The organism is Niastella sp. sgz303648, from assembly GCF_059587045.1.
The window spans coordinates 59,687-82,144 of sequence record NZ_JCAPSW010000024.1; the positions used below are offsets into that span (position 1 = coordinate 59,687).

General features: G+C 43.9%; 15 protein-coding genes. 6 read left to right on the forward strand and 9 right to left on the reverse strand.

The features are described from left to right. Window positions 1-198 precede the first annotated feature (198 nt). Complete coding sequence (locus AC59IL_RS36315) at window positions 199-2,007, forward strand: DUF4082 domain-containing protein (RefSeq protein ID WP_496557153.1); 1,809 nt, start codon at window positions 199-201, stop codon at window positions 2,005-2,007. Between the two features lie 67 nt (window positions 2,008-2,074). On the opposite strand, the gene AC59IL_RS36320 is transcribed toward AC59IL_RS36315, so the two are convergent. Together AC59IL_RS36320 and AC59IL_RS36325 are read right to left on the reverse strand one after the other, a co-directional pair. Beyond that, window positions 2,075-4,987 carry a glycosyl hydrolase 115 family protein gene (locus AC59IL_RS36320; protein ID WP_496557154.1) on the reverse strand — a complete coding sequence of 971 codons (2,913 nt, stop codon included), beginning with the start codon at window positions 4,985-4,987 and terminating at the stop codon, window positions 2,075-2,077. A gap of 224 nt (window positions 4,988-5,211) precedes the next feature. Next, entirely contained in the window at window positions 5,212-6,336 is a 1,125-nt protein-coding gene (locus AC59IL_RS36325; RefSeq protein WP_496557155.1) for a substrate-binding protein, read from the reverse strand. 524 nt (window positions 6,337-6,860) lie between these two features. Between AC59IL_RS36325 and AC59IL_RS36330 the strand changes: the two genes are divergently transcribed. Further along, on the forward strand, window positions 6,861-7,256 hold the full coding sequence (locus AC59IL_RS36330; protein WP_496557156.1) for a PRC-barrel domain-containing protein: 396 nt from the start codon (window positions 6,861-6,863) through the stop codon (window positions 7,254-7,256). A 33-nt stretch (window positions 7,257-7,289) separates the two neighbouring features. Here AC59IL_RS36330 and AC59IL_RS36335 read toward each other — a convergent pair whose 3' ends face one another. Both AC59IL_RS36335 and AC59IL_RS36340 read right to left on the reverse strand, forming a co-directional pair. Continuing rightward, a complete protein-coding gene (locus AC59IL_RS36335) occupies window positions 7,290-7,652 on the reverse strand; it encodes an SANT/Myb-like DNA-binding domain-containing protein (RefSeq protein ID WP_496557157.1) in 363 nt (120 codons plus the stop codon). Further along, on the reverse strand, window positions 7,649-8,242 hold the full coding sequence (locus AC59IL_RS36340; RefSeq protein WP_496557158.1) for a hypothetical protein: 594 nt from the start codon (window positions 8,240-8,242) through the stop codon (window positions 7,649-7,651). The genes AC59IL_RS36335 and AC59IL_RS36340 overlap by 4 nt, the downstream gene beginning before the upstream one ends. Before the next feature lie 1,397 nt (window positions 8,243-9,639). On the opposite strand from AC59IL_RS36340, the gene AC59IL_RS36345 reads away from it, so the two are divergent. Next, window positions 9,640-11,463 (forward strand): glycoside hydrolase family 35 protein, encoded by a 1,824-nt coding sequence (locus AC59IL_RS36345; protein WP_496557159.1) that lies wholly within the window; start codon window positions 9,640-9,642, stop codon window positions 11,461-11,463. A gap of 254 nt (window positions 11,464-11,717) precedes the next feature. Continuing rightward, complete coding sequence (locus tag AC59IL_RS36350; protein ID WP_496557190.1) at window positions 11,718-11,840, forward strand: RNA polymerase sigma factor; 123 nt, start codon at window positions 11,718-11,720, stop codon at window positions 11,838-11,840. A 78-nt stretch (window positions 11,841-11,918) separates the two neighbouring features. On the opposite strand, the gene AC59IL_RS36355 is transcribed toward AC59IL_RS36350, so the two are convergent. Beyond that, entirely contained in the window at window positions 11,919-12,728 is an 810-nt protein-coding gene (locus AC59IL_RS36355) for a peptidoglycan-binding domain-containing protein (RefSeq protein WP_496557160.1), read from the reverse strand. A 396-nt stretch (window positions 12,729-13,124) separates the two neighbouring features. Between AC59IL_RS36355 and AC59IL_RS36360 the strand changes: the two genes are divergently transcribed. Continuing rightward, entirely contained in the window at window positions 13,125-13,907 is a 783-nt protein-coding gene (locus tag AC59IL_RS36360; protein ID WP_496557161.1) for an alpha/beta fold hydrolase, read from the forward strand. 194 nt (window positions 13,908-14,101) lie between these two features. Here AC59IL_RS36360 and AC59IL_RS36365 read toward each other — a convergent pair whose 3' ends face one another. Next, window positions 14,102-16,000, reverse strand: a complete 1,899-nt coding sequence (locus tag AC59IL_RS36365) for a glycoside hydrolase family 127 protein (protein ID WP_496557162.1) — start codon at window positions 15,998-16,000, stop codon at window positions 14,102-14,104. Window positions 16,001-16,544: 544 nt separating this feature from the next. Here AC59IL_RS36365 and AC59IL_RS36370 point away from each other — a divergent pair. Then, window positions 16,545-18,674 carry a family 43 glycosylhydrolase gene (locus AC59IL_RS36370; protein ID WP_496557163.1) on the forward strand — a complete coding sequence of 710 codons (2,130 nt, stop codon included), beginning with the start codon at window positions 16,545-16,547 and terminating at the stop codon, window positions 18,672-18,674. A 120-nt stretch (window positions 18,675-18,794) separates the two neighbouring features. On the opposite strand, the gene AC59IL_RS36375 is transcribed toward AC59IL_RS36370, so the two are convergent. The 3 genes from AC59IL_RS36375 to AC59IL_RS36385 all read right to left on the reverse strand — a co-directional run bounded on the left by AC59IL_RS36375 (window position 18,795) and on the right by AC59IL_RS36385 (window position 22,130). Then, complete coding sequence (locus tag AC59IL_RS36375; RefSeq protein WP_496557164.1) at window positions 18,795-19,418, reverse strand: hypothetical protein; 624 nt, start codon at window positions 19,416-19,418, stop codon at window positions 18,795-18,797. A 91-nt stretch (window positions 19,419-19,509) separates the two neighbouring features. Then, entirely contained in the window at window positions 19,510-21,663 is a 2,154-nt protein-coding gene (locus tag AC59IL_RS36380) for a xanthine dehydrogenase family protein molybdopterin-binding subunit (protein WP_496557165.1), read from the reverse strand. Then, window positions 21,660-22,130 carry a (2Fe-2S)-binding protein gene (locus tag AC59IL_RS36385; RefSeq protein ID WP_496557166.1) on the reverse strand — a complete coding sequence of 157 codons (471 nt, stop codon included), beginning with the start codon at window positions 22,128-22,130 and terminating at the stop codon, window positions 21,660-21,662. The genes AC59IL_RS36380 and AC59IL_RS36385 overlap by 4 nt, the downstream gene beginning before the upstream one ends. Between the last annotated feature and the right edge of the window lie 328 nt (window positions 22,131-22,458).

A 22,458-nucleotide genomic window follows, 5' to 3' on the forward strand; every position in this document is an offset into this window, starting at 1 on the left:
ATTTCAACCAATGACTGCCTGCTTTTTTATAGCTGCTATTGATATCATCAAAAAATGCCCGCAAAAAACTGCACGATTTTAACTGATATAACGGAAATGAGTAATGTCTTGAATTGTTTTTTGAAAAGAGTTTAATTTTCTTCACAACGGTTAAAAAAGGTATAATTGTTGCGTGTTAACGCCACAATAATCTTACTCATGAAAAAAAAACGTTATCCTTTTGGCCGGTTGGCGATAGTTGTAGCCTCCGTAGTATCGTCGTTAACGGCCTGTAAAAGAGAAATTGATCCTAACACGCTCGAAAAAAGTCAACAACAAATCAGCACGGGAACCTGGTCTGTTTTAACTACCCAAAGGCCGGTGAGGATCGACGCCGAAAATCCGCTGGAACTGGGTATGAAATTCAAATCTTCTTTACCCGGTAACGTTACAAAGTTCAGGTATTATAAAGTGACCGGAGAAACGGGTACGCATACCGGACATTTATGGTCGGCAGGCGGCAGCCTGTTGAAATCTGCCGTATTTACTTCCGAAACCGATACCGGCTGGCAAACCGTAACACTGGATACGCCTTTTCATATTGATTCGAATGTGGTGTATGTTGTTTCGGTTAATTCGGTGAGCAAATATGGGGCTACCAACGATGCGTTCGCTTCAGCGATCACGAACGGCCCTCTCAGCAGTATTGCCGGAAACAATGGTGTTTACGTTTATTCTCCCGGAAGTTTTCCCACACAAACGTATCAGAATTCCAATTATTTCAGGGACATAGAATTTGTTCCGGAAAATGCCGACACTTTGGCGCCTACTGCTCCTGCCAATCTCACGGCTTCTAATATCACCGGTAACAGCGTTACCTTAAGCTGGGCCGCTTCAACCGACAATGTGGGCGTTACCGGTTATGATGTATACCGCAATGGCGTTTTGATCACCACTGTTACAACTACTACTGCTTCGGTTACTGGTTTAAGTGGCGGTACTGCCTACAGCTTTTATGTAAAAGCGAAAGATGCTGTTGGCAATAGTTCTGCAGCCAGCAATACGGTTGATGTTATTACACCCAATACAAGTACTATTACGCATGGTATACAACTTACTACATCGCTGGTAGGACCCACCGGTATTTCAATTACCTCCTTTACAACAGTGCCTGGTGGAACTTTCACAGGTACGGCTCTAAGCGGCTGGGGCAACCTGGCGCGTACGGTGGGTGCAGGCGGCGAAACAATCGATGGTTTTAGTTTCCCTGCAGGAACTGTTGTGTTACAGGGCGCCAATATCAGTTCAGAGATCACTGTTAGTTCGGGCTGGCTGGTATTACGCGGTTGTAAAGGCAGTATGTTAATGAATCATCCAACCGGTAATGGCGGCGGCGGGGCTGCACTTTTTTGTGAACTCACTGCTTTCAATACAGGAGGGCGCAGATGGGGCATGCAACCCGCAGCGGGCATTGTTTACCGTTGCTATTTCCCGCACAGTGGCCTTGAAAATGTTTACTCAGATAATATTACCGTTACTGAAAGTTGGATCACACCTGATCCCGCTGCTGCAGGTTCAGGCGATCACATCGATGCTATACAAACCTGGGGCGGACAGTATTACCTGAATTTCTCACGCAATCATATTGAGTTTAATGGACCCTATACGCAGGAAGGTGGCTTTTCGGGAATGGTGGCAATGTATTCAGATGGCGATCAGGAAGGTTTCTCTGGCTACGATCATGTTATGGTAAAAGATAATTATTTAATTCTACATGGCTGGGGCGTTGGTTTGCACGCACCATTGAGTGTACCCGTTACCAATATGGAGGTAACCGGTAACTTATGGAAGTGGAGTGCTGATGCGGAGGATAAAGATTATACCAATGCGGTATACCATAACACCAGTCAAACTATTCCGGATTATAAAGCAACCGGAATGCTTTGGAAAAATAATAAGTGGGTTGACGGACCATATAAAGACTATTTTCTTTTACCCGATAACAGAACATCCGCTTCTGATTATTAGTCCGTATGTTTGATAAGTTAGTAATAATGCGTGCCACGGCTCCGGGCCGTGGCACCTCTTTTTTATTTTATCGACCCATTTTCGTTTCAGGAATTACCCCATAAGCGGGTTGAAGGCCGCCCAGGCTTATAGTGATGCGGTCGAGCAGTACACCAGGATCAACCACATATATTTTGAGTGTTTGCATACCCGGTTTAATAAACGGCAGCACAGCGGTTTTAACAGCCTGGTTGTTTAATACATTTTGTTTCCACTCCTCACTTCTACCTACAGTTTTAAAATCCAGTAACTGAACCGGGCCATCATTTAACTGAACGGCATAACGCATGCTGAAATTGGTATTCAGTGGATGAGTGGGCAAAGAATATAGATTGATCACGGGTGAGCCGGCTGTAAACGTATAAAAATTGTATTCTACACTGGCGGCTTTTTCTTTTATAGCCAACGTGTCGGTTATTGGTGTGGGTGAATCTGATTGGGCAAGCATTGCATTGCCGGTATGTCCTAAGCCGGGATACAATATCCATTGTGATGGCAGCTTGTCTTTTTTGCGGGTAAAGCTGGTGGCGTATAATGAAATATAACCATTGTCTTCTATGGCCCCATTATAGGCGTTTAATGAATTTGTATAATTCAGGGCTGTTATTTCAAGAGGTATTTTTTTGCCGGCTGCTTCAAATATAATTTGCCCTGTTATTTTTTCTTTTTGCGGAACTTTTGACCAATCGATATGTACCCATAAGCGTACATCTGTTTTACCTGATTCAGGCAGTAACCTGCCTTCTGTTGCTGATAAATTGATCCAGGGTTCCGAAACAGTGGCTTTCCAGTCAATGGCAATGCTGTCGCTAAGAAAAATATCTACAAAATATTTTTTGCGGGAGTAATTATTGAATACCGGAAGCGAACCATTGGTTTGATCTTTTGTTGCCGAATCTTTTTGAAAATATCCTTCCGGTGCAATATTCCATTTGGCCAACCGGTCAATGGGCGATGTGATGATTAATGCGGTATCAAATACAGGCAGGTTCCTTGGTTTCATCGACATCATGTTTTTCCATTTTCCGCCAGCCAGTGTGTTGTTGTAATAAGCTGTTTCGGCAACAATGGAATCGTATACTTTTTTTGATAAAGCCGCGTAATCCCTGGCGCTTAATCTGTTTTGGCGTGAATAAAGAAATGCCTTGTCGCGGTAAATAAATTTTTTGTTCATTAACGAGGCGCATACAACCGGGTAATAAACCAGTTCGTAAAATGCATCCTGGTGAGTTTTGTCTATCTGACGCTGCAGGGCTTTAACCTGTTTTTCGAGATTGTTGTATTTGTCAATCCTTTGTTGCGCTTCATCGCCGTAATAAAAATGATTGTATGCAGTAAGGGTAGTTTTGGTGGTAGGTTCGGTTTGGCTCCAACCCATGAACTCGGGCCGGCGTTCAAACACAAGCTGGTAATATTCCCACAGCAGGGCGCCTATTGAATCGGCATATGATTTACCAAAAATATCGCCATGCCAGTTTTTGAAATATTCATAGCAATAGCGGCTGTCGGTAAACGGTTTTATATCATAAGCCATATCGAGAAATAATGTTGTATTGTATTCAAGCGGCTTAATATCGCCCACATTCAACACCCATAATTTGTTCGACCGGTTTTCGTATGCCTTCATCATTTCTTCCCTGATAAGGGCAGGGTGGGTTGAGCTTAACCATAAATAATCATGCGGCCGGCCCCAATAAGAAACATGATAATAGATACCTGATCCGCCTGATCGTTTTTTTTCTGTTTCGTTATTCAGCCGTTGAATATATCCGTAATTATCATCGGGCCAAACAAGGGTAACATCGTCCGGAATTTTTAAACCATTGTCGTAAATGTCGAGCACTTCTTTGTAAGCTGTAAATGCCTGGGGAATGCTGTTAACTTTTGGGTTAATATATTTTGACAGTAATTTTCTTTGGTCATCGATGATGCGTGTTACCAATGGCACGGCTTCCTTTGCATTTTTCACGCCTTCAATGCCGCTGTCGTGTACACCCCGCATACCCAGGGTATAAATAACATCATTAATGCGGCTTTCTTTTATCCGGTCTTCCCAGTATTTGTAAACGGTTTCCCGGTTGGTGATATAATTGAAATCACCCATGGTTTTGCTGTTCCATTCGCCTACGTTGTTACGCAACATGGGTTCGGCATGTGAGGAACCTACAATAATGGAAAAGGCGGCGGCAACATTTTTGTTTTGTTCATAGGAGTAAAATGCTTTCGTGCAGGGATGCATGGCCGGCCAAATGAGGTTGGCTTTAAGGCGAAGCAATAGTTCAAAAATGCGGGCATATGTTTTGGGGCCAATATCACCTGTTTCGGGTTCAACTATTTTGGCAGCCCAGGGCTGAAGTCCCCAGTCTTCATCATTCAAAAAAATACCTCTGTACTTAACAGAAGGGGGCTCTGCAATAAATTCGTTGCCATCAACAATCAGTTCCTGCTTTTTAATTACCGGCACATCTGCCCACCAATACCAGGGCGAAATACCAATTTTTTCAGAAACAGAAAAAACGCCATAGGCGGTGCCCCGTGCATCGCTACCGATGATAAGCAGTGCATTGCTGATGTTTTTCACCGGGTTGCTGATCGCCTTTATCATATAGCATTCCCATTGGCCGGCCAGCGTTTTATGTTTTGCATATTTATTAGTGCATACTGAGGCAATCAAAGCCGATTTATAATTTCCGATGATAATGGCATTGCCTGATGCAAGAGAAAGATCAGTATATATTTTAGGTAGAAAACCAGTGACCTGTTCAATATCTTTTGCCAGCAAATGAGCTGTAACAGAGTCGGTAGGGGAGCCGGCAGCATCATAAATAATACAGGCTTTTTGGGCGCTGCTTACGATGGTGAAATCCTGCGCACGGGTTTGGGTGGCAGCAATAAAAATTACGAAACATAAAACCAGGAACCTGTAATTGTATTTTTTCATATAGCTAAAAGGCACAGATTGTACTGCCAGGGAATAAAAGTACGTGTTATTGATGTATTGTGTGTTTGCAGACCAGGCAAGATGTAAGGATCCGGTTCGGCGGTGGGCGTAGCACCCTTCGCTGAACCGGTTTTTAGTTGCGGAACCTTTTATCCCGTGAATTTCATCAACTCACATTCGGAGCGCTCATGTTGATCATGTGTAGCGACGCGGATTGTATTTGTTTAGTTTAGCATGCGTTCTTTTGGATCAATGATACCCAGGCTCTTTACAATTTTGAATTTACCGTTGTTTGCCTGGGCAATGTACATGTTCATTCGAACGTGATGCTGACCGGGCACCATTTCAGCTGCACCACCTGGCCCTTCAGCAATCTTTGCGTGGTCGAGTGCCTTAATCACATCTTCCTGCTTTATCGAGCCGGCTTCTTTAACAGCAGCCTCCCAGAGCCTCAACCCGCGGTACATACCTGAACATGCACTGCCGGCAGTGAATTTGGCGCTGCCCGGATAGAGGTTATTGTACTCGTCGATCAGCTTTTTACTGAATGGATCGTTGATGTTCTGATAGTAGTCGAGGCAACTGTACAAACCCTCCACGTGAGCGGCTGGCACTAAATTGAAAAAGTTTTCGTCGAAATAGGTGCATACTATGTGTCCACCTTTTTGCGAGAAACCAGCGTGGTAAAGCTGTTCGAGGAACGGCGTGAGTCCGGGAGGAACAATTGTATTAAATACTACCTCTGCACCACTCGACATGATCTTTTTAATAGTCTTGTTATAGTCAGCGTGATCGAGGGCAAAATATTCTTCTCCGACTATCTCGCCACCGTGGGCCGTGACCACTTCACGCACTTTTCTGTTCATCGTGTGTGGCCAGATATAGTCAGCCGACGGCAGGTAGAATTTCTTCGCCCCTGTTTCCTGCATCAGCCAGGGAATGAGCGGATCAACCTGTTGCGCTGGTACAGGACCTGTACAGAAGATGAGCGGATCGGATTCTTCTCCTTCATATTGCTCCGGATAAATGTACAATTTCTTGCCCTTCACTACAGCAGGACCCTTGATAGCCTGCCTGGTTGAGCTATAAATGCCACCAAAGATCACATCGACATGATCCTGCTGGACGAGCTTGGTAGCTTTGGCTTCTGCTATACTATCTGTAGTTGCACTGTCTTCAAGGTAAAGATCTACATGTCGCCCCAACAAGCCACCCTTTGCATTGATGTCATTAATCACCATCTTAGCTACGTTTGCATCGGCAGTACCCATGAATGAGAGTGCACCCGTTTGATCGGTGATGACACCCACCCTGATGGTTCGACCATCTGAAGCTGTTGACTCTTTCATTGTATCCTCCTTTTTTTTAAATGGATTACCTGTGTGAATAGGCTCAGGCTTGAGGGTCCCTTGAAGCAGTTCCCTGTTTTTCGTTGGGGTAATGACTAAGTTCAATTTCTATCGTCCTTCGCCCTGGCTGTACCTGCCAAATAGGATTGCTGAAAGACTGCTGCCCGGAGATTTTAATTGAAGATTTCCATAAGTGCAGAAAGCTTTTATAAACGAAGCTCGTAGAATAAATATACCGAAACGGAATAGCAACGCCAAAAAATCTTACAAATGTTCAAAGGACGTCCTGATATGGAACGCTGCAATCGAAGCAGGTGGAATTGTTGTGGGTGAAGCGTTTTGGCGATTCACATCTGAAATGTGGGAATGATATAACTCTTTTCAATAATTGTGTAACGTATTCCTGAATTTAATATCCGACCTTTATGCAGAAAAATTTTATCACATTTATACTTGTTGAATATTCTGCAAATGGCAATGTGCAGGCAGGCATAAAGAGAAAGGGAATGCCAAAAAAATAATCAATGAACACTATTACAAAAGATAATCTTACGGGAATAAACCATGGGGAATTATATTCCAACATCCCATTAAAATATTTAACAGCTTCGTCTATTATTGGAGATAAAGTTCATAACCCTCAGGATGAACACCTTGGCGAAATCAAAGATATCATGATTGATATTACCACCGGTAAAATTGAATATTATGTAATAGAATTCGGAGGTTTCCTTGGTATTGGCATAAAATATTTTGCGATTCCATTTGATCTTCTTCAGGTTGATCCTGCCAAAAAAATATTCATATTTAATCAAAAAAAAGAAGTCCTTAAAAAAGCCCCCGGGTTTGATATGGATCATTGGCCAGACACAAATATCCATTTAGAGCAGGTGTACGGTTATTGGAATTTTATGGAATAGAATATGAGCCCTTTGTAACTGACGTTCCTATACTTACTTCGTCCACTCAATTATTTTATACTCCTGAACAATTGTATCAGCGTTAAATTTCAGGCTTAAGGTTTTTACGTGCTTAATAGTTTTGTCTTTTGCAAATTCCATTTCAATTCCATACAGTATTTCAGAAATAGTGTCAATTTTCAATGGCGTTGCAACTGGCTGCCCAAGTAGATTAATTATTTGTGAATATGATTTTCCCTTAAGCTTATAATTGTTCAAAAGATCATCAAGCATGTATTTACGATTAGGAAAGTTGATTAAATCTGCACGCTCTGCCCATCCTTTTTTGTCAAACTTATGACCCGGGTTACAGGATGAAAGAAAAATAATGAGAATTGCGCAATGTATAAATTTCATTTTGATGTTTTATAAATGGGCGTCATTGAACTAACGACTTTTTCAATTTGTTTTTTCACCGGGTTATAAAAATTATAATAATGTAGTATTATGTTATTGCCTGTTTTACTTAGAAGTTTAATCTCAGTACTATCAATTGGATTTATGGTTAAAAAAGAAAACACGCTATCGTTTTCGTTTTTTAAAAGAAGATTATAATCACGATGGTTCAATTGGTGGATCTCAAAAAATCTTCCTTCAAATTTGATTGTATTTTTCTCTGCCTTTGCCATACTTTGTAGAACATCTTCTTTGGTTTCAATATGGCTCGATCTGTTTCCTTTGCAGGAAAGACAAATAATAAAAATTGTAAGTGATAGTATTTTTGTTACTGATATTATATTTGAAAGAATAATGCGCTTCATTTGACTCAGGTTGACCGGGTAAAATACAGGATTTTTTTCATACAGGAAAGTGGGGGAATGTGGCCTTTTGGGGCTGTGCAGTGCAAGTTCAGGAGTCTGCGCATTTTGTGAGATCCACTGCTCGTTTTTTTGACTGTGCTGTGTAAATTCCGGTGCTTGCAACGCAAGTTCAGGCCATCGCTTCACAATTTCAGAGGATGGCAATGCAAGTCGGGGCCTTTGCAGGTTGGGTTTATGTGGCCGCAATTTGAGTTTAAGCGAGTGCCGGTTGTGTTTTGTGGTCGCATGCTGAGTTGGGGCGATTGCAGAGCGTGTTTAGGTGATCGTAATCCGGGTTTGAGCGATTGCAGGTTGGGTTTAGGTGTCAGCAATCTGAAGGTAAGTGTCTGCAGGTTGAGATTAGTTGTTCGCAATCTGAATGTAAGCGACTGCAAAGCGGGTTGAAGCGTTTGCAAACTGTGTTGTAGCGAAGGCCGGTTGAGTATAAGTGTTTGCAAGCCTGGTAATGCCCTTTGCATGCCCGGAGTGAGCGTTTGTACAGCTGGTTTTAGGTGATGGCAAGCCTGATTGCAGCCTAAACTCGCGTGGTTGTACCTATAACTCGCATTGCGGGAACTGTAATTTGCATTGCGCACACAACAATTTGCCTTGCAGGGGATACAACACGCACGGAGTTGATCTGTACTCGCCAGGAGTTATGAAAACTCCGGTTGGCTAAGAGTATAAAACGTATTGCAATGTGAAAAAAACAGAAAGCAAAGAGCAACATCCGATTGGCTCAATCACATAATCTGCTATCCGGCATTTTAAAAAAAATTAAGGCCGGCACCTGTTTTTAAAGATAGTTAAAAATTGATAAAGAATAAGCTTTCCAAAAAAGCAGATGTTCTTTTTAGTTAGTTTTGGGGAGCACGAAGTAACAATGCTTAAAATAAAAAAGGCGGACTATTGCGTTGCCTCTTTTTGCCATAAAGCGCTCACCATCGGGTGGAATGGTTTGATCTTCGGTAGCTAGGATATACCGGCTGTCGCAAATACAGAAGCCTTTTTAAAAGGGCGCAAACACTCCGATCTCCCGCCGTGGCGGGACTAAAGGCAAACACATATCTCTTTCTTCTCATTCTATTCTTGTACCCTCTATGGCAAAAAAAACGCGCCCCGCGAAGCGGGACTTAAAAAATTTCTCAGATGCGCTTCAGCCAATCGGAAATATAATCCGCATCATGCCCGACATATGCGTTGATTTTGGTATTATTGGGGGGTTGTTAATTGTGTTGCTGCCTAAGCAAAAATAGTTTTGCAGGTTGCTGCATTCATAGCCGTACTATTCTAAAACCAGTACATTTTATAGGGATGAAAACAGAAGGGATTATAGCAGGTACAACTTTTTACAGTGACCGGGCGAAGTACTTACATATGATTTTTGACGATTGTCTTTTGACTTCATTTTCAACGGGTAATTTCGTCGAATTACCAATTTCCCCCTGTTTTTTAATGAATATGCCCCCCATTTTGTATGGGTGTAATAGTAAATTGCGAAGATTAGATAACAGGTATAAATTATTTTTAAAGATTGGGGACATATGAAATGTAAATTTTTTGCGCTTGCCTTGTTGTTCAGCTCACTGATCAATGCCCAAACCGGTAAACATACTTTCGCTTTAGGAGATTCAGCTTTTTTGTTAGATGGAAAACCTTTTCAGATCATTTCGGGTGAAATGCATTATCCCAGGGTGCCGAAAGAAGCCTGGCGCCAGAGAATGAAAATGGCAAAGGCCATGGGGTTGAATACCATTGGAACCTATGTGTTCTGGAACCTTCACGAACCGGAAAAAGGAAAATTTGATTTTTCAGGAAATAAAGACATTGCCGCTTTTGTAAAAATTGCCCAGGAAGAAGGCTTGTGGGTGATACTAAGACCTTCGCCCTATGTTTGTGCCGAATGGGAATTTGGCGGGTATCCATACTGGCTGCAACGCGAAAAAGGATTGATCGTTCGCAGCAAAGAGCCGCAATACCTGGCCGAGTATAAAAAATACATCGATGCAGTTGGGAAACAACTGGCTCCTTATCAGATCAATCATGGCGGCAACATTCTGATGGTGCAAATTGAAAATGAATATGGTTCTTACGGAAGTGACAAAGAATACCTTGATATTAACCGCAAAATGTTTATCAATGCAGGGTTCGATGGCTTATTGTATACCTGCGATCCGGCAGCTGATCTGGTAGCCGGACATTTGCCCGGCATATTTCCGGCTGTGAATGGTTTGGATAGACCAACAAAAGTTAAACAACTGATCCGTGAAAATCACAATGGCAAAGGGCCGTTCTTTATTGCTGAATGGTATCCGGCCTGGTTCGACTGGTGGGGAGAGCCTCATCATACCGTACCTGCTGAAAAATATACTCCCGCGCTTGATTCGGTGCTGGCTACAGGCATATCAATCAATATGTATATGTTTCATGGCGGTTCAACCAGAGATTTCATGAACGGCGCCAATTGTAAAGACAGCACACCTTATGAACCGCAGATCAGCAGTTATGACTATGATGCACCGCTCGATGAAGCAGGTAATGCCACGCACAAGTTTATGGAGTTCAGAAAAGTGATTGAAAAGTATTTGCCTGCGGGAACTGTTTTGCCGGCTGTTCCGGAACCCAAACCGGTTATATCGATACCTGCCATTACATTAGCATCTACAAAATATGTAACCCTTCCAAATCCGGTTAAAGCACAAACACCGCTTACGTTCGAAACCCTGAATCAGGCCTATGGTTTTGTATTGTATAGAACACATTTAAAAAATGCAGCTTCCGGTACGCTTACTATTCGCGACCTGAGAGATTTTGGTATTATATATGTGAATGGTCAGCAGGCAGGCATGTTGGATAGGCGATTGTTCCAGGACAGCATTGCATTGACTGTTCCAAAAGGAGATGTTACACTGGATATTCTTGTTGAAAACCTGGGACGTGTAAACTTTGGAAAATACATGCTGCAGAATACCAAGGGTATTACGCAGGCTGTATTGCTGGGCGGCGCAGCATTAAAGGGCTGGGAAATGTATTCACTGCCGTTTGATAATTTAAACAAACTTATTTTATCTGATAAAAAGATAGCCGGCGCACCGGTACTTAAACAGGCCAGCTTTAACCTGCAAAAGTTAGGAGATACTTACCTCGACATGAGCGACTGGGGCAAGGGCGTTGTGTGGATCAATGGGCATAATTTAGGCCGCTACTGGAATGTTGGTCCTCAGCAAACCCTATATGTACCTGTTGAATGGTTAAAAGCAGGAAAAAATGATATCGTGGTACTTGAACTGCTCAAACCTGAGCAAAAAGTTATTAAAGCAATTGATAAAGCGATCTTAAATTCTATACCCGCAAAGGCTGGTTTTTAAGTTCTATGTTCTTTTTCCTGTATCTTGTACCTTGTGTTTCGTGCCTTGAACCTTGATCCTGAGCCTTGTTTTTTGTTTCTTTACATAAAGCAGGCCATTGCTAACCTTGATGAACAAAAATTATGGCTTTGCTAATTGGTTTTGATTCTTTTTAGTAATCCCGCCAAAAGGCGGGATTTTTTGATTTTTACGTCATCAGCAGGGGATGATGAACTTGCTTTTCGCGAACTGTTTGAACGGTATTCAGATAATATATATATGGTGTTGCGCTGGCTTACACCAAATCGGCTGCTATTGCAGAAGAAATAGTGCAGGATGTATTTGTAAAAATTTGGTTGAACCGTTATAAGATACAGGGGGGAAAGCTGCTGAAGTAATGAAGTAGCAACTCCTGTTTATTTTCTCATGTAACCGTTCTTAAAAGGGAAGCCCCGCCGAAGGCGGGGCTCTTCACTTTATACAAATGCTTCAATCGAAAACACATCCAGCTTTGATTGCATAAAATTGCGGGTTCTTTTAAATACACCGGTGCCGTTGCTGGAACCGCCTGTATTGGTGTTTCCTTCTATGGTTTCGAAGCAATCGCCGTTTACACCTGAAATAATTCCGGTGTGTACCCAATCGTTAGGTGTTTTTTGTACAAGGAATATATCGCCCGGTTTTACGCGAGCCGGGTTATTGCGAACATCGCTATTGGCAATAAATTGTCCTTTTTGTTTGGCATGATGCGCCACTACATCGCAACTATACGTGAGCGGCATAATGGTTGTAAAGTCTTTTCCCAGAACGGCTGTTGCCTGATCGAAGATCGTTTGCACAAAACCCATACACCACAGCCAGTCGTTCCCTTCATTGCCCTGGCAATAACTTCTTACCCAGGGTCCCAGGTTTTGCGAACCGTTTATCTGTAATTCTATTGGGTGCTTGTCGCAATGAGTATTGGCAACTTTTAGTATAGTATCTCTTAATCCGCTGCCGTTGATGGTTGTTTTATAAGCGCCGATCATAGGGGCGCATAAAGCGTCGAACACATGCTGGTCAACAATACCTGTTTTAGGTTTTCCATTGGCCTGTTGAAAATTCATGACCGCCAGTTCCGTGGCCGACCCATAATCGCTGTCGATCGAAGTGGCTATATTGGCGCCGGTATCCTGAATGGCGTGAATGTTAAGCCATTCCTGTATCTTTTTTACATCAGTTCCCGTACTTCCTTTCTTACAGGTTGTTGAAAGGCTGATCTCATTTTCGAATTGCGTTTTTTTCATTGGTGTTAATTTAACTATTAGATCTATCCTTACCGGAAACTAATCAAAGCCATTGCAGGCAGAAGATGTTCAAAGGGTTGGGGTAAACGAAGATTTCGCTACCAATGGCGGTCAAGTTAAATGATTTACATTTTCCAAAAAACCGTGATAATACGGGTTCTTTTTACGGTTGTTATCCCTACCTTATTAAGTTACCTGAACAATACAGGGTTATATAGTAAGCATTATTTCATTTTATTAAAACTTATATGCGTAGATTGACGCATTCGCCCCCATATAATGACGCATTTACAGCCCCTCGTATTTATTATTTTAACATAAGTTTGCCTGAGAAAAGCTTAACATCACATGCAACGTATCATATTAGTATTCATTTTAACGATAATATGCCGGCATATGAATGCACAACAACAAGCGGGGCATTATGCACCCATAAACGGATTAAATCTGTATTACGAAATACATGGCAGCGGCCGGCCGCTGGTATTGTTACATGGGGGCGGTTCAACCATTGAATCAACCTACGGTCGCATATTGCCGCAGCTGGCCAAAACGCACCAGGTAATTGCCATTGAGCTGCAGGCGCATGGGCATACAAAAGATATTGATCGCCCGCTTAGTTTTGAACAGGATGCCGATGATGTGGCCGCCCTGTTGAAGCTGCTTAAAATACAAAAGGCAGATATTATGGGGTTCAGCAATGGCGGCACTACTTCGCTGCAGATCGCTATACGCCATCCTCAGCTGGTGAACAAACTGGTGCTGGCTTCGGCTCTGTATAAACGAAGTGGTATGCAACCCGGTTTTTTCGACGGGTTCAACAATGCAACTATAGAAACGATGCCAAAGCCTTTAAAAGATGCTTTTCTCAAAGCGAACCCCGATCCCAAAGCATTACAGGTTATGTTTGAACGTGATGTGGCCCGCATGAAGGCGTTTAAAGATATCAGCGACACAGTTATAAAAAGTATCGTGGCCCCGGCGTTGGTCATTAATGGCGATGCAGATGTGGTTCGCCCCGAACATGCACTCGAATTATCGCACACTTTGCAGCATGCCCAGCTGGCCATATTGCCCTGCGGACATGGTGATTATATAGGTGAAGTATGCTCTCCTGATAAGAATACCAGAATACCCGAACTGGTAACGGTTATGATTGAGGAGTTTTTGAAAAAGTAATTGTGTTTTTGGTTTGAGGTTTGTAGTTTGTGGTTGCTGCCGCGCTTTGGAAAGTCATTATTACATATCCGCACCTTAAAATTGTAATAGGATCAAAATTGCAAAGTATAATTCACCGAAAGAACCACAAACCACAAACTATAAACCACAAACTATAAACTGCTTCTCCCTGACAAGTTTGTCGGAATAAAAGTTCAATGTTCGATTATATTCCAATATATAACATACCGCTCGCGGTGAATATCATACAGAGGTTTCAGTACAATGCCTTCTCTTACTGTTTTAAATGTTAACGGCGCTCCCGCCACCGGTTGCATAAAATCAGTAATGTGGGCGGCATTGGCCTGTAACGACTGAATTAAAGAAGCAGGTACATTATAATTATACGTGTAATAATCGTTATATAACTGCGGGTTCGAGTAAGGCTCCGGATGTACAAATCCTGCTGTTCCCATTACGCCTGCCAGTATAATGGGGCCATATGCCAATGCCACTTTATTGGGGTTGTCGTTGGTAGCTATAGTGTGCAATGTCATGGGGAAATTGATTGCTACCTTGTCGCCGTTTTTCCAGGTACGGGTAAGCACTATATAACTGCCCGGTGACTGTTTTACTGCTGTTTTTTTGCCATTTATCGTAAGGGTAACACCTGCTGTTGCCCATGAAGGATAGCGTATGTGCAGCCCTGTATTGACGGGTTTGAGCGTTTCGATAGTTAGTAATATTGAACCATTTTCAGGGAAGCGGGTGTTTTGCCGAAGTTTTATTCCTTTCTCTTTCCAGGTAAGTTCCGACGGAATAAAAAGATTTACAAATAGATCATTGTCATTGTGATAATAGATGGCCTCACCGTATTTGGCCTGGTTTTCGAAACCGGTTCCTACACAGCACCAGTACGAACTGTCGGGTGTGCTGTATATTTTATGCGCACCGGGCAGCATCGGTAAAAAATAGGCGATCATACCGGTTGCCGGGTCCTGCTGGCCGAGAATGTGATTGTATAAAGCCCTTTCATAATAATCGGCATATTGTACATCGCCGGTATGACAAAACAGGTGCCGTGTAAGCTTCAGCATATTGTATACATTGCACGATTCGCCGGTATAACCGGTTAAATGTTTTGACAGCTCATCAGGTGCAAAGAATTTTTCTTTATCGCTGTTGCTTCCTGTACAAAACGAATGGTGGTTAACTACTGTTGACCAAAAAAAGGATGCAACAGAATCTCCATCGCCCGTGCCTTCAATTTCATAATCGCGTGTTAATCCCAGCAGCTTGGGTATATAGGTATTGGCATGTTTATTTGCCAGAATATCTTTCTTTTCCTTTAACGGATCAAGCATTTCGTTATGATAAAAGAAGGTGGCCAGCCATTTGTAGCTTTCATTGCCGGTAATGGCATACAGGTTATAGAACGATTCGTTGATGCCGCCAAATTCATTGCGCAACATCACAATGCGTTGTTCATTTGTTACCGGCTGTAATTTCTGATACGCCCACGATGCTAAATTTGAAGCCACCTGTAACGCCTGCTCATTGTTGCAATACAGGTATTGATCAATAAGGCCCGATAATATTTTATGCAGGGTATACCAGGGCGCCCAAACGCGCTGACCGGCAATATTTCGGTTGATCAGTTCCTGCGGAAAAGCGCTCAGGTAACCGTTTTGATTAAGCGCCTTTTGTACGGCTGCCAGTCCGCTTACAAGGCTGTCGGCTTTTATTTTATATATTGTATCGCCTGTAGATACGTACATCAATGCCAGCCCCGACAAAATATGACCGGTTGAATGCCCTCGCAGTTCGCAATCGAGTGATTCCCACCCGGCGAGTTTCTTCATGGTAAAATAGCCGCCTTCGTTGCCACTGTATATTCCGGCGCTGGTGCGAAAACTATGCAGCAGTCTGTTTACATCTATAGATAACAACCAGGCCTGCTCCCGTTGCATATTCTCTTTGAAACGGCTATCGAGCAGCCGAACATTTTGTAAATCGAAACTGTAAACAGCCGGCACTAATTTATCGGCTATGGCAAATTTTCCTGCATGCTGCCCGGGGTAATGTGATTGTGCCTGCAAAGGTTGAAACCACATGACAAGGCAAATCGTTGAAATATAAAATAAGCTTCTTTGTTGCATATTATTAAAGGCAATGCACCTGGTGTAAGGCCTTACCGGTGCAAATTAAACATCAAATTAAGTTACTATTATTCAAAACGCTTTGTATGATGATAATTATTTAGGCAAACGTTGGCATCAGGCGCAGGTTGCAAGGTACAAGTTCCAGTTTACAAGGTTCAGAGAACAAAGGTCAATGTGTAAGGCTATTGAATGAAAGTAAACAATTTCGAAGTTGAAGTCCCTGTAACCTGAAACCTGCAACCTGTAACAGATTTCTTCTTCGGCTTTTCGGTCTGGCGCCTTTGCGGGAAAATTCAATGCTCGACCTTGTTCCCGGTATACCATACACCAGTCGCGGTGAATATCCCCTTTCAGTCCCGGCTTCGGCCGTAACCCTTTACCGGCAACATATTTGTGAAAACTACACTTTATTTTTTTATATAGCGCCCGCTTCTTATTTTCATGCCACAAAGAGAGGGTTCTTATCCCGGATTTCTTTAAAACAATATTTCTAACGATGAGCCGCTATTTTAAACGATTGCTGACCTGTGTTCTGTTGATGATATTGCTGCTGCAGGTATCCGAAGCTGTTGCCCAACAGGCATCTTCTCAAACGACTGATTTTTTACAAGAGCCCACCTGGACGGCCGATAATGGCAATGGCACATTTACCAATCCGCTTTTTTTTGATGAATTTTCTGATCCCGATATGATCAGGGTAGGGGATGATTATTATCTTACCGGCACCACTATGCATGCCATGCCCGGTTTACCAATATTGCATTCACGCGATCTCGTGAACTGGGAATTTTTAACTTATGCCATAAACCGGCTCGACCTGGGACCTGAGTTTCGTTTGGAAAACGGCGGTAATATTTACGGTCAGGGCATATGGGCGCCCTGCTTCAGATTCCATAATGGGAAATTTTATATTTTCAGTAATGTTAACAAGCGCAATACGCAACTATTCACGGCTACCGATCCCAAAGGCCCATGGGTGCATACCGAACTGAAAAAAAGTTTTCATGATTTGTCGGTATTGTTTGATGATGATGGAAAGGTATACGTAGTATGGGGATATGATGAAGTGCGGCTGGCAGAGTTGAACGATTCATTGACCGATATTAAACCCGGCAGTGAACAGGTGATCGTTCAGCGTGGAAACGGAGCGGGCGAAGGATCGCATTTTTATAAGATCAACGGAAAGTATTATATCACCAATACCAATTACGATCCGGTTTGTTACCAGGTTTGTTTGCGGGCCGATAACCCGCGCGGGCCTTATGATATTCGCGTAATGAGTGCAAAAGAAAGTTTTGGCATTGGTACCGGCTGGCGGCTGGCCGGTCAGCAAGGTGGTACTACGATTAAATTAATACCGCCGGTTGAAGATTTACTCGGGGCTATTCCTATGCACCAGGGCGGCATTGTACAAATTCAATCGGGCGAATGGTGGGGATGGTCGATGATGGACCACAATTCAATCGGAAGGCTTACCTGTTTGTCGCCGGTTACCTGGCAGGATGGATGGCCTTACTTTGGTTTGCCGGGCAATCTTACCCGCAGTCCGCAAACATGGGTGAAACCGGCTACCGGGTTTAATTCGGCGCCGCATGCGCCATATCGCCGCAGCGATGATTTTTCGTCGGTTGCATTACAGCCTGTATGGCAATGGAACCATGTGCCCGTTGATAACAAATGGTCGTTGAAGGAAAGAAAGGGATACCTGCGTTTGCATGCCTTACCTGCAACGGATTTCTGGATGGCGAAAAATACACTCACGCAACGGGCTGTTGGGCCTGAGTCGATCGTAGCGGTGGAAGCCGATGTGTCGAAACTGAAGAACGGCGATGTGGCAGGACTTGCCCTGTTGAATTTTCCCTATGCTTTTATTGGTGTTGCCCGCACAGCCGGCGGGTACGAGCTCAGACAATTCGATCAGCAAACTGGCAATACAACTACAGCAATATTATCTGGTTCGCGTGTATGGTTACGCGCTTACTGTAATTTTGAAACCGAAAAGGCTTTATTCAGTTACAGCGAAGATGGGATCAATTATAAAGCACTGGGGGATGAGTTCATCATGGTATTCCAGTTAAAAACATTTCAGGGCGTGCGATATGGCGTTTTTAATTACAATACAGGAAACACCGAAGGCGGCTATGCCGATTTCAATTCTTTTGTGGTTGATGAACCACGGCCGCGTGGTTTAACAAAGCCGATCCCGTACGGAAAATTAATTACGCTAACCAGTTTGGCCGATAACGCCGTGCTGGTTAACTGGAAAGGATTTGTGCGGCCAGTTGATGCAAAGGGTAAACTGGCGAAGGGTAATAATGCAAAGTTCAGGGTAGTTGACAAAGGCAATGGCCGCATAGCGCTGCAATCTGTGGTTGATAGCGGCTGGGTAACGGTGAAGGGCATAGGCGCTATGGCCGAAGTGCGCATTGAGAAAGAAGAAAAGGGCGATGCCTCGCAGTTTCAGTGGCAGGATATGTTGCGTGGCGACCTGATGCTGCAGTCGCTGTATACGCACCGGTACCTGTTTGCCGATCCGCAGGCGCGAAGCCTTTGCTCGGCCGATGCACCCGGTACGTGTCCCGATCGTAAAGATGGTGCCTGCTTTATTTGGACGGTGGCAGACTAAGCAGGTTTCAGGTTACAGGTTTCAGGTCTCAGGTTACAAGGCGTTCCCTGCAACATGGAACCTGCAACCTGCAACAGATTCTTTGCCGTTTGCCGATTCACGTTTGCCGGTTCACGTTCCTCACTCAGGAACAACCGCACCCTTTTGCACCCACTCGCGAAAATTATTGGCAAAAGTAGCATGGTCGAGCGGTGGTTTGGTTCTTCCATCACCCGGATTCCAGCCCCATAAAACAAGTTTATCTTCCGAAACGTGTTTGATCAGATCATTTAATGTTTTATGTCCGTTTTGATTGGGATCTTTCAGCTGCATGGCCAGTTGCCGGGGTGTTTTGCCCTGGAACACCATTTTCATATCGGCCGGCGGTAAATGCCAGTTGGGATTTCCGGGAGGCATATTTAAACCCGCTGTATTTTGTGCCTGATGACAGTTGGAACATTTCAGCGCATACAATCCTTTTCCATCAGGGCCGCGTTTTACGCCCTGCGTATGCGGGTGACTGTATTCTCCCTGCAAGGGAATATCACCCGACGGATGACAGTTCATACATCGGGGCGACATCAATACTTTATACACCTGCAGAAATGCCTGCTGCGAAGCAAGACTGTCTTTTTTTGAATAGCTAACGGCGTTGTTTTTATGATCGCTGGTGAACGACAGAATGGCCGCACTCAATGCCAGTACAAAACCTGCTGTAAACAAGGAGAGCCGTTTTAATTTATATAAGCGATTATACAATTTCATAATAATCGGTTTGCCGGTTAAATTAATGTGCAAATGTGAAAACATGAAAATGCGGTAGTTTTCATTTTCAAATTTTCAAATTTGCTAATTTTCAAATTAAATCTGCTGGTCGCACGGGCAACCGCCTGATACGTTTACCTGTAGCCGCAAAAATGGCGTTGATTACAGCCGGAGCAAGGGGTGGAACACCCGGTTCGCCCGCGCCCCCCATCTTTTCGGTACTGTCAACAATATGTACTTCAATAACCGGCGTTTCATTCATGCGCAGCATTTTATAATCGTGAAAATTTCTTTGCTGAACACGTCCTTTTTCTAAAGTTATTTCTCCATACAATACAGCGGTGAGGCCGAAGATGATGCCGCTTTCCATTTGGGCCCGAACGCCTTCGGGATTAACAGCCAAACCGCAATCGATGGCGCAGGTAACCTTATGCACGCGAAGCTTGCCTTGTTCAATTGAAATTTCTGCTACCTGTGCAACATAGCTTCCGAATGATTCATGCACAGCTACGCCACGGAATTGCCCGGCAGGCAAAGGATTGTTCCAGCCTGATTTTTCTACGACCAGCTCAAGTGCTGCCAGATGCCGTTTACTTTTCAATAAGCTGCGACGGTAAGCTACGGGATCTTTACCGGCGGCAACAGCGAGTTCATCGATCAGCGTTTCCATTACAAAAGCGGTATGTGTATGGCCTACCGACCGCCACCATAAAACGGGTACCTGCAGTTTGGGTGAATGTAATTCAACGTTATGGTTTGCGATGGATTCAAAGTAGGGTGAGTCGCTTACGCCTTCGACCGATGTGCTGTCAACGCCTTCTTTTATAAGTCCTGAAAACGGAGTACCCTCTACAATTGATTGTCCTACGATGCGGTGTTGCCAGGCAGCGGGCAATCCATCGGTCCCGATGCCAATATTTACCGAATGCAAAAATGCCGGACGATAATAACCACCGCGAATATCATCTTCACGGCTCCATACCAGTTTAATGAATTTGCCGCTGGCCTTTGCCACCTGCACCGCTTCGGCTACAAAATCTGATGTAGGTGTTGCTCTTCTTCCAAAGCCACCCCCCAAAAACAAAATGTTTACAGTGACCTGTTCAGGCGATAAGCCTAATATTTTGGCAGCTGTTCCCTGATCAAATCCCGGCATTTGCGTGCCCGTCCATATTTCGCATTTGTTGTCACTGATCTTAACAGTGCAGTTAAGGGGTTCCATGGGGGCATGCGCCAGGTAGGGGAATGTATATTCTGCATTTATTTTTTTAGGTGCTTTTGCCAATGCGTCGGCGGTGTCTCCTGCCTTTGCCGCGGTGGTTCCTTTGGTGGCCGCTAATTTTCGGTATTCTGCAAATTGCGTATTGGTGGTAATGTTTTCACCCGGGCCATAATTCCAGTCGATTTTCAAAGCGTCGCGGCCTTGTTTGGCTGCCCAAAAGTGATCGGCTATAACGGCCACGCCCGTTGGCACCTGTACCACCTCTTTTACTCCTTTAACAGCTTTAGCTGCTGTTGCATCAAATGATTTTACGGTGCCGCCAAAAACAGGTGCATGGGCTACCACAGCGATCAGCATATCGGGAAAATGTACGTCCATCCCAAACTGAGCTTCTCCGTTTGATTTTGCTTTGGTGTCGAGGCGTTTGGTTGCCTTACCTATCAGTTGCCAGTCTTTTTTATCTTTTAGCTTTACCGAACCTGCAGCCGGTGCGGGCAATGTAGCGGCTGCCTGGGCCAGATCGCCGTAACTGGCGCTTTTGTCGCCGGCAATTACAAAACCTTTTTCGGTGCGGCAATCAGCGGCAGGCACATTGAATTTTTTGGCAGCAGCTTCTATAAGCATCATTCTTGCGGTGGCGCCGGCATTACGGTAACGGTCAAACTCACTCCATGTGCTGCTCGATCCGCCGGTTATCTGAATACCAAAGGCCGTATGAAAATAAGGTTTGCCCGGAGGTGCGTTTTCTACAGTTACTTTATTCCAGTCGCAATCGAGTTCTTCGGCCATAAGCATTGGAAGGGTAGTCCATACGCCCTGGCCCATTTCAACGTGCGCAAGAATTATTTTTATGGTATTATCAGGGGCAATATTTAAATAGGCATTGGGAAACAGGTCGGCAGTAGCATGTTTGCCAACAAAGCGTTTGGCACCTGCCGGAACAAAGAACGAAATCAGTAAGCCTCCGCTCACTGTTCCGCTGGTTTTTAAAAATTCACGACGGTTGTATGTTGTTGTACTCATTTTGCACCTCCCTGTTTTTGTAAGCCGGCTGCCCGGTGAATGGCTTTTCTGATGCGCGGATATGTACCGCAACGGCAGATATTACCGCTCATGGCATCGTCGATATCTGCATCTGTTGGATCGGGTTTTTCACGAAGCAACACAGCGGCGGCCATCAATTGTCCGCTCTGGCAATAGCCGCACTGCGGCACATCCTCTTCCTGCCATGCCTGTTGTAAGGGATGACTGAAGTCGCTTGAAAGCCCTTCAATGGTTGTAACAGACTGGTTTTCGGCCCGCCGCACCTGTGTAACACAGGAGCGAACGGCATCACCATTCAGGTGAACCGTGCAGGCGCCGCACTGCGCCATACCGCAGCCGTACTTGGTGCCTGTTAAATGGAGTACATCCCTGAGTACCCAAAGCAGGGGCATGTTGGGATCAACATCCACATTGTAAACCTGGTTATTGACAGTTAATTTGATCATACGCTTATTGATATTTTGCTGATTCAAAAAAGAAGGGCAGGTATTATGTAATTGTATCTTTCAATCGGACAGGTGATCGTTATGCAAATTAGAAAGATGTAAAGGACCGGGAATTGCGAATTTCAAACAATAAACTACATAATTCAAACAATATCCAAACTACTGCTGTACAATTATTTTAATGGGGTGGGAATAGCTTCGGTTACCCATTTTGGTTGATCGGGATAGGCAAAGGTAATATAATGCCCGTGGTTTGAGTCTTTGCCGTCATTTCACTATTTGTTGGTATATCAGTATATTTATTATAGGTTTTGACAATTGATTGATA

What these genes read in the sequence shown, in the direction of transcription:
- AC59IL_RS36360 (WP_496557161.1), top strand. Translation starts at nt 13,125, where the DNA reads ATGAATGCACAACAACAAGCGGGGCATTATGCACCCATAAACGGATTA.
- AC59IL_RS36335 (WP_496557157.1), bottom strand. Translation starts at nt 7,652, where the DNA reads ATGAAATTTATACATTGCGCAATTCTCATTATTTTTCTTTCATCCTGT.
- AC59IL_RS36385 (WP_496557166.1), bottom strand. Translation starts at nt 22,130, where the DNA reads ATGATCAAATTAACTGTCAATAACCAGGTTTACAATGTGGATGTTGAT.
- AC59IL_RS36370 (WP_496557163.1), top strand. Translation starts at nt 16,545, where the DNA reads ATGAGCCGCTATTTTAAACGATTGCTGACCTGTGTTCTGTTGATGATA.
- AC59IL_RS36355 (WP_496557160.1), bottom strand. Translation starts at nt 12,728, where the DNA reads ATGAAAAAAACGCAATTCGAAAATGAGATCAGCCTTTCAACAACCTGT.
- AC59IL_RS36330 (WP_496557156.1), top strand. Translation starts at nt 6,861, where the DNA reads ATGAACACTATTACAAAAGATAATCTTACGGGAATAAACCATGGGGAA.
- AC59IL_RS36365 (WP_496557162.1), bottom strand. Translation starts at nt 16,000, where the DNA reads ATGTGGTTTCAACCTTTGCAGGCACAATCACATTACCCCGGGCAGCAT.
- AC59IL_RS36380 (WP_496557165.1), bottom strand. Translation starts at nt 21,663, where the DNA reads ATGAGTACAACAACATACAACCGTCGTGAATTTTTAAAAACCAGCGGA.
- AC59IL_RS36325 (WP_496557155.1), bottom strand. Translation starts at nt 6,336, where the DNA reads ATGAAAGAGTCAACAGCTTCAGATGGTCGAACCATCAGGGTGGGTGTC.
- AC59IL_RS36315 (WP_496557153.1), top strand. Translation starts at nt 199, where the DNA reads ATGAAAAAAAAACGTTATCCTTTTGGCCGGTTGGCGATAGTTGTAGCC.
- AC59IL_RS36375 (WP_496557164.1), bottom strand. Translation starts at nt 19,418, where the DNA reads ATGAAATTGTATAATCGCTTATATAAATTAAAACGGCTCTCCTTGTTT.
- AC59IL_RS36345 (WP_496557159.1), top strand. Translation starts at nt 9,640, where the DNA reads ATGAAATGTAAATTTTTTGCGCTTGCCTTGTTGTTCAGCTCACTGATC.
- AC59IL_RS36320 (WP_496557154.1), bottom strand. Translation starts at nt 4,987, where the DNA reads ATGAAAAAATACAATTACAGGTTCCTGGTTTTATGTTTCGTAATTTTT.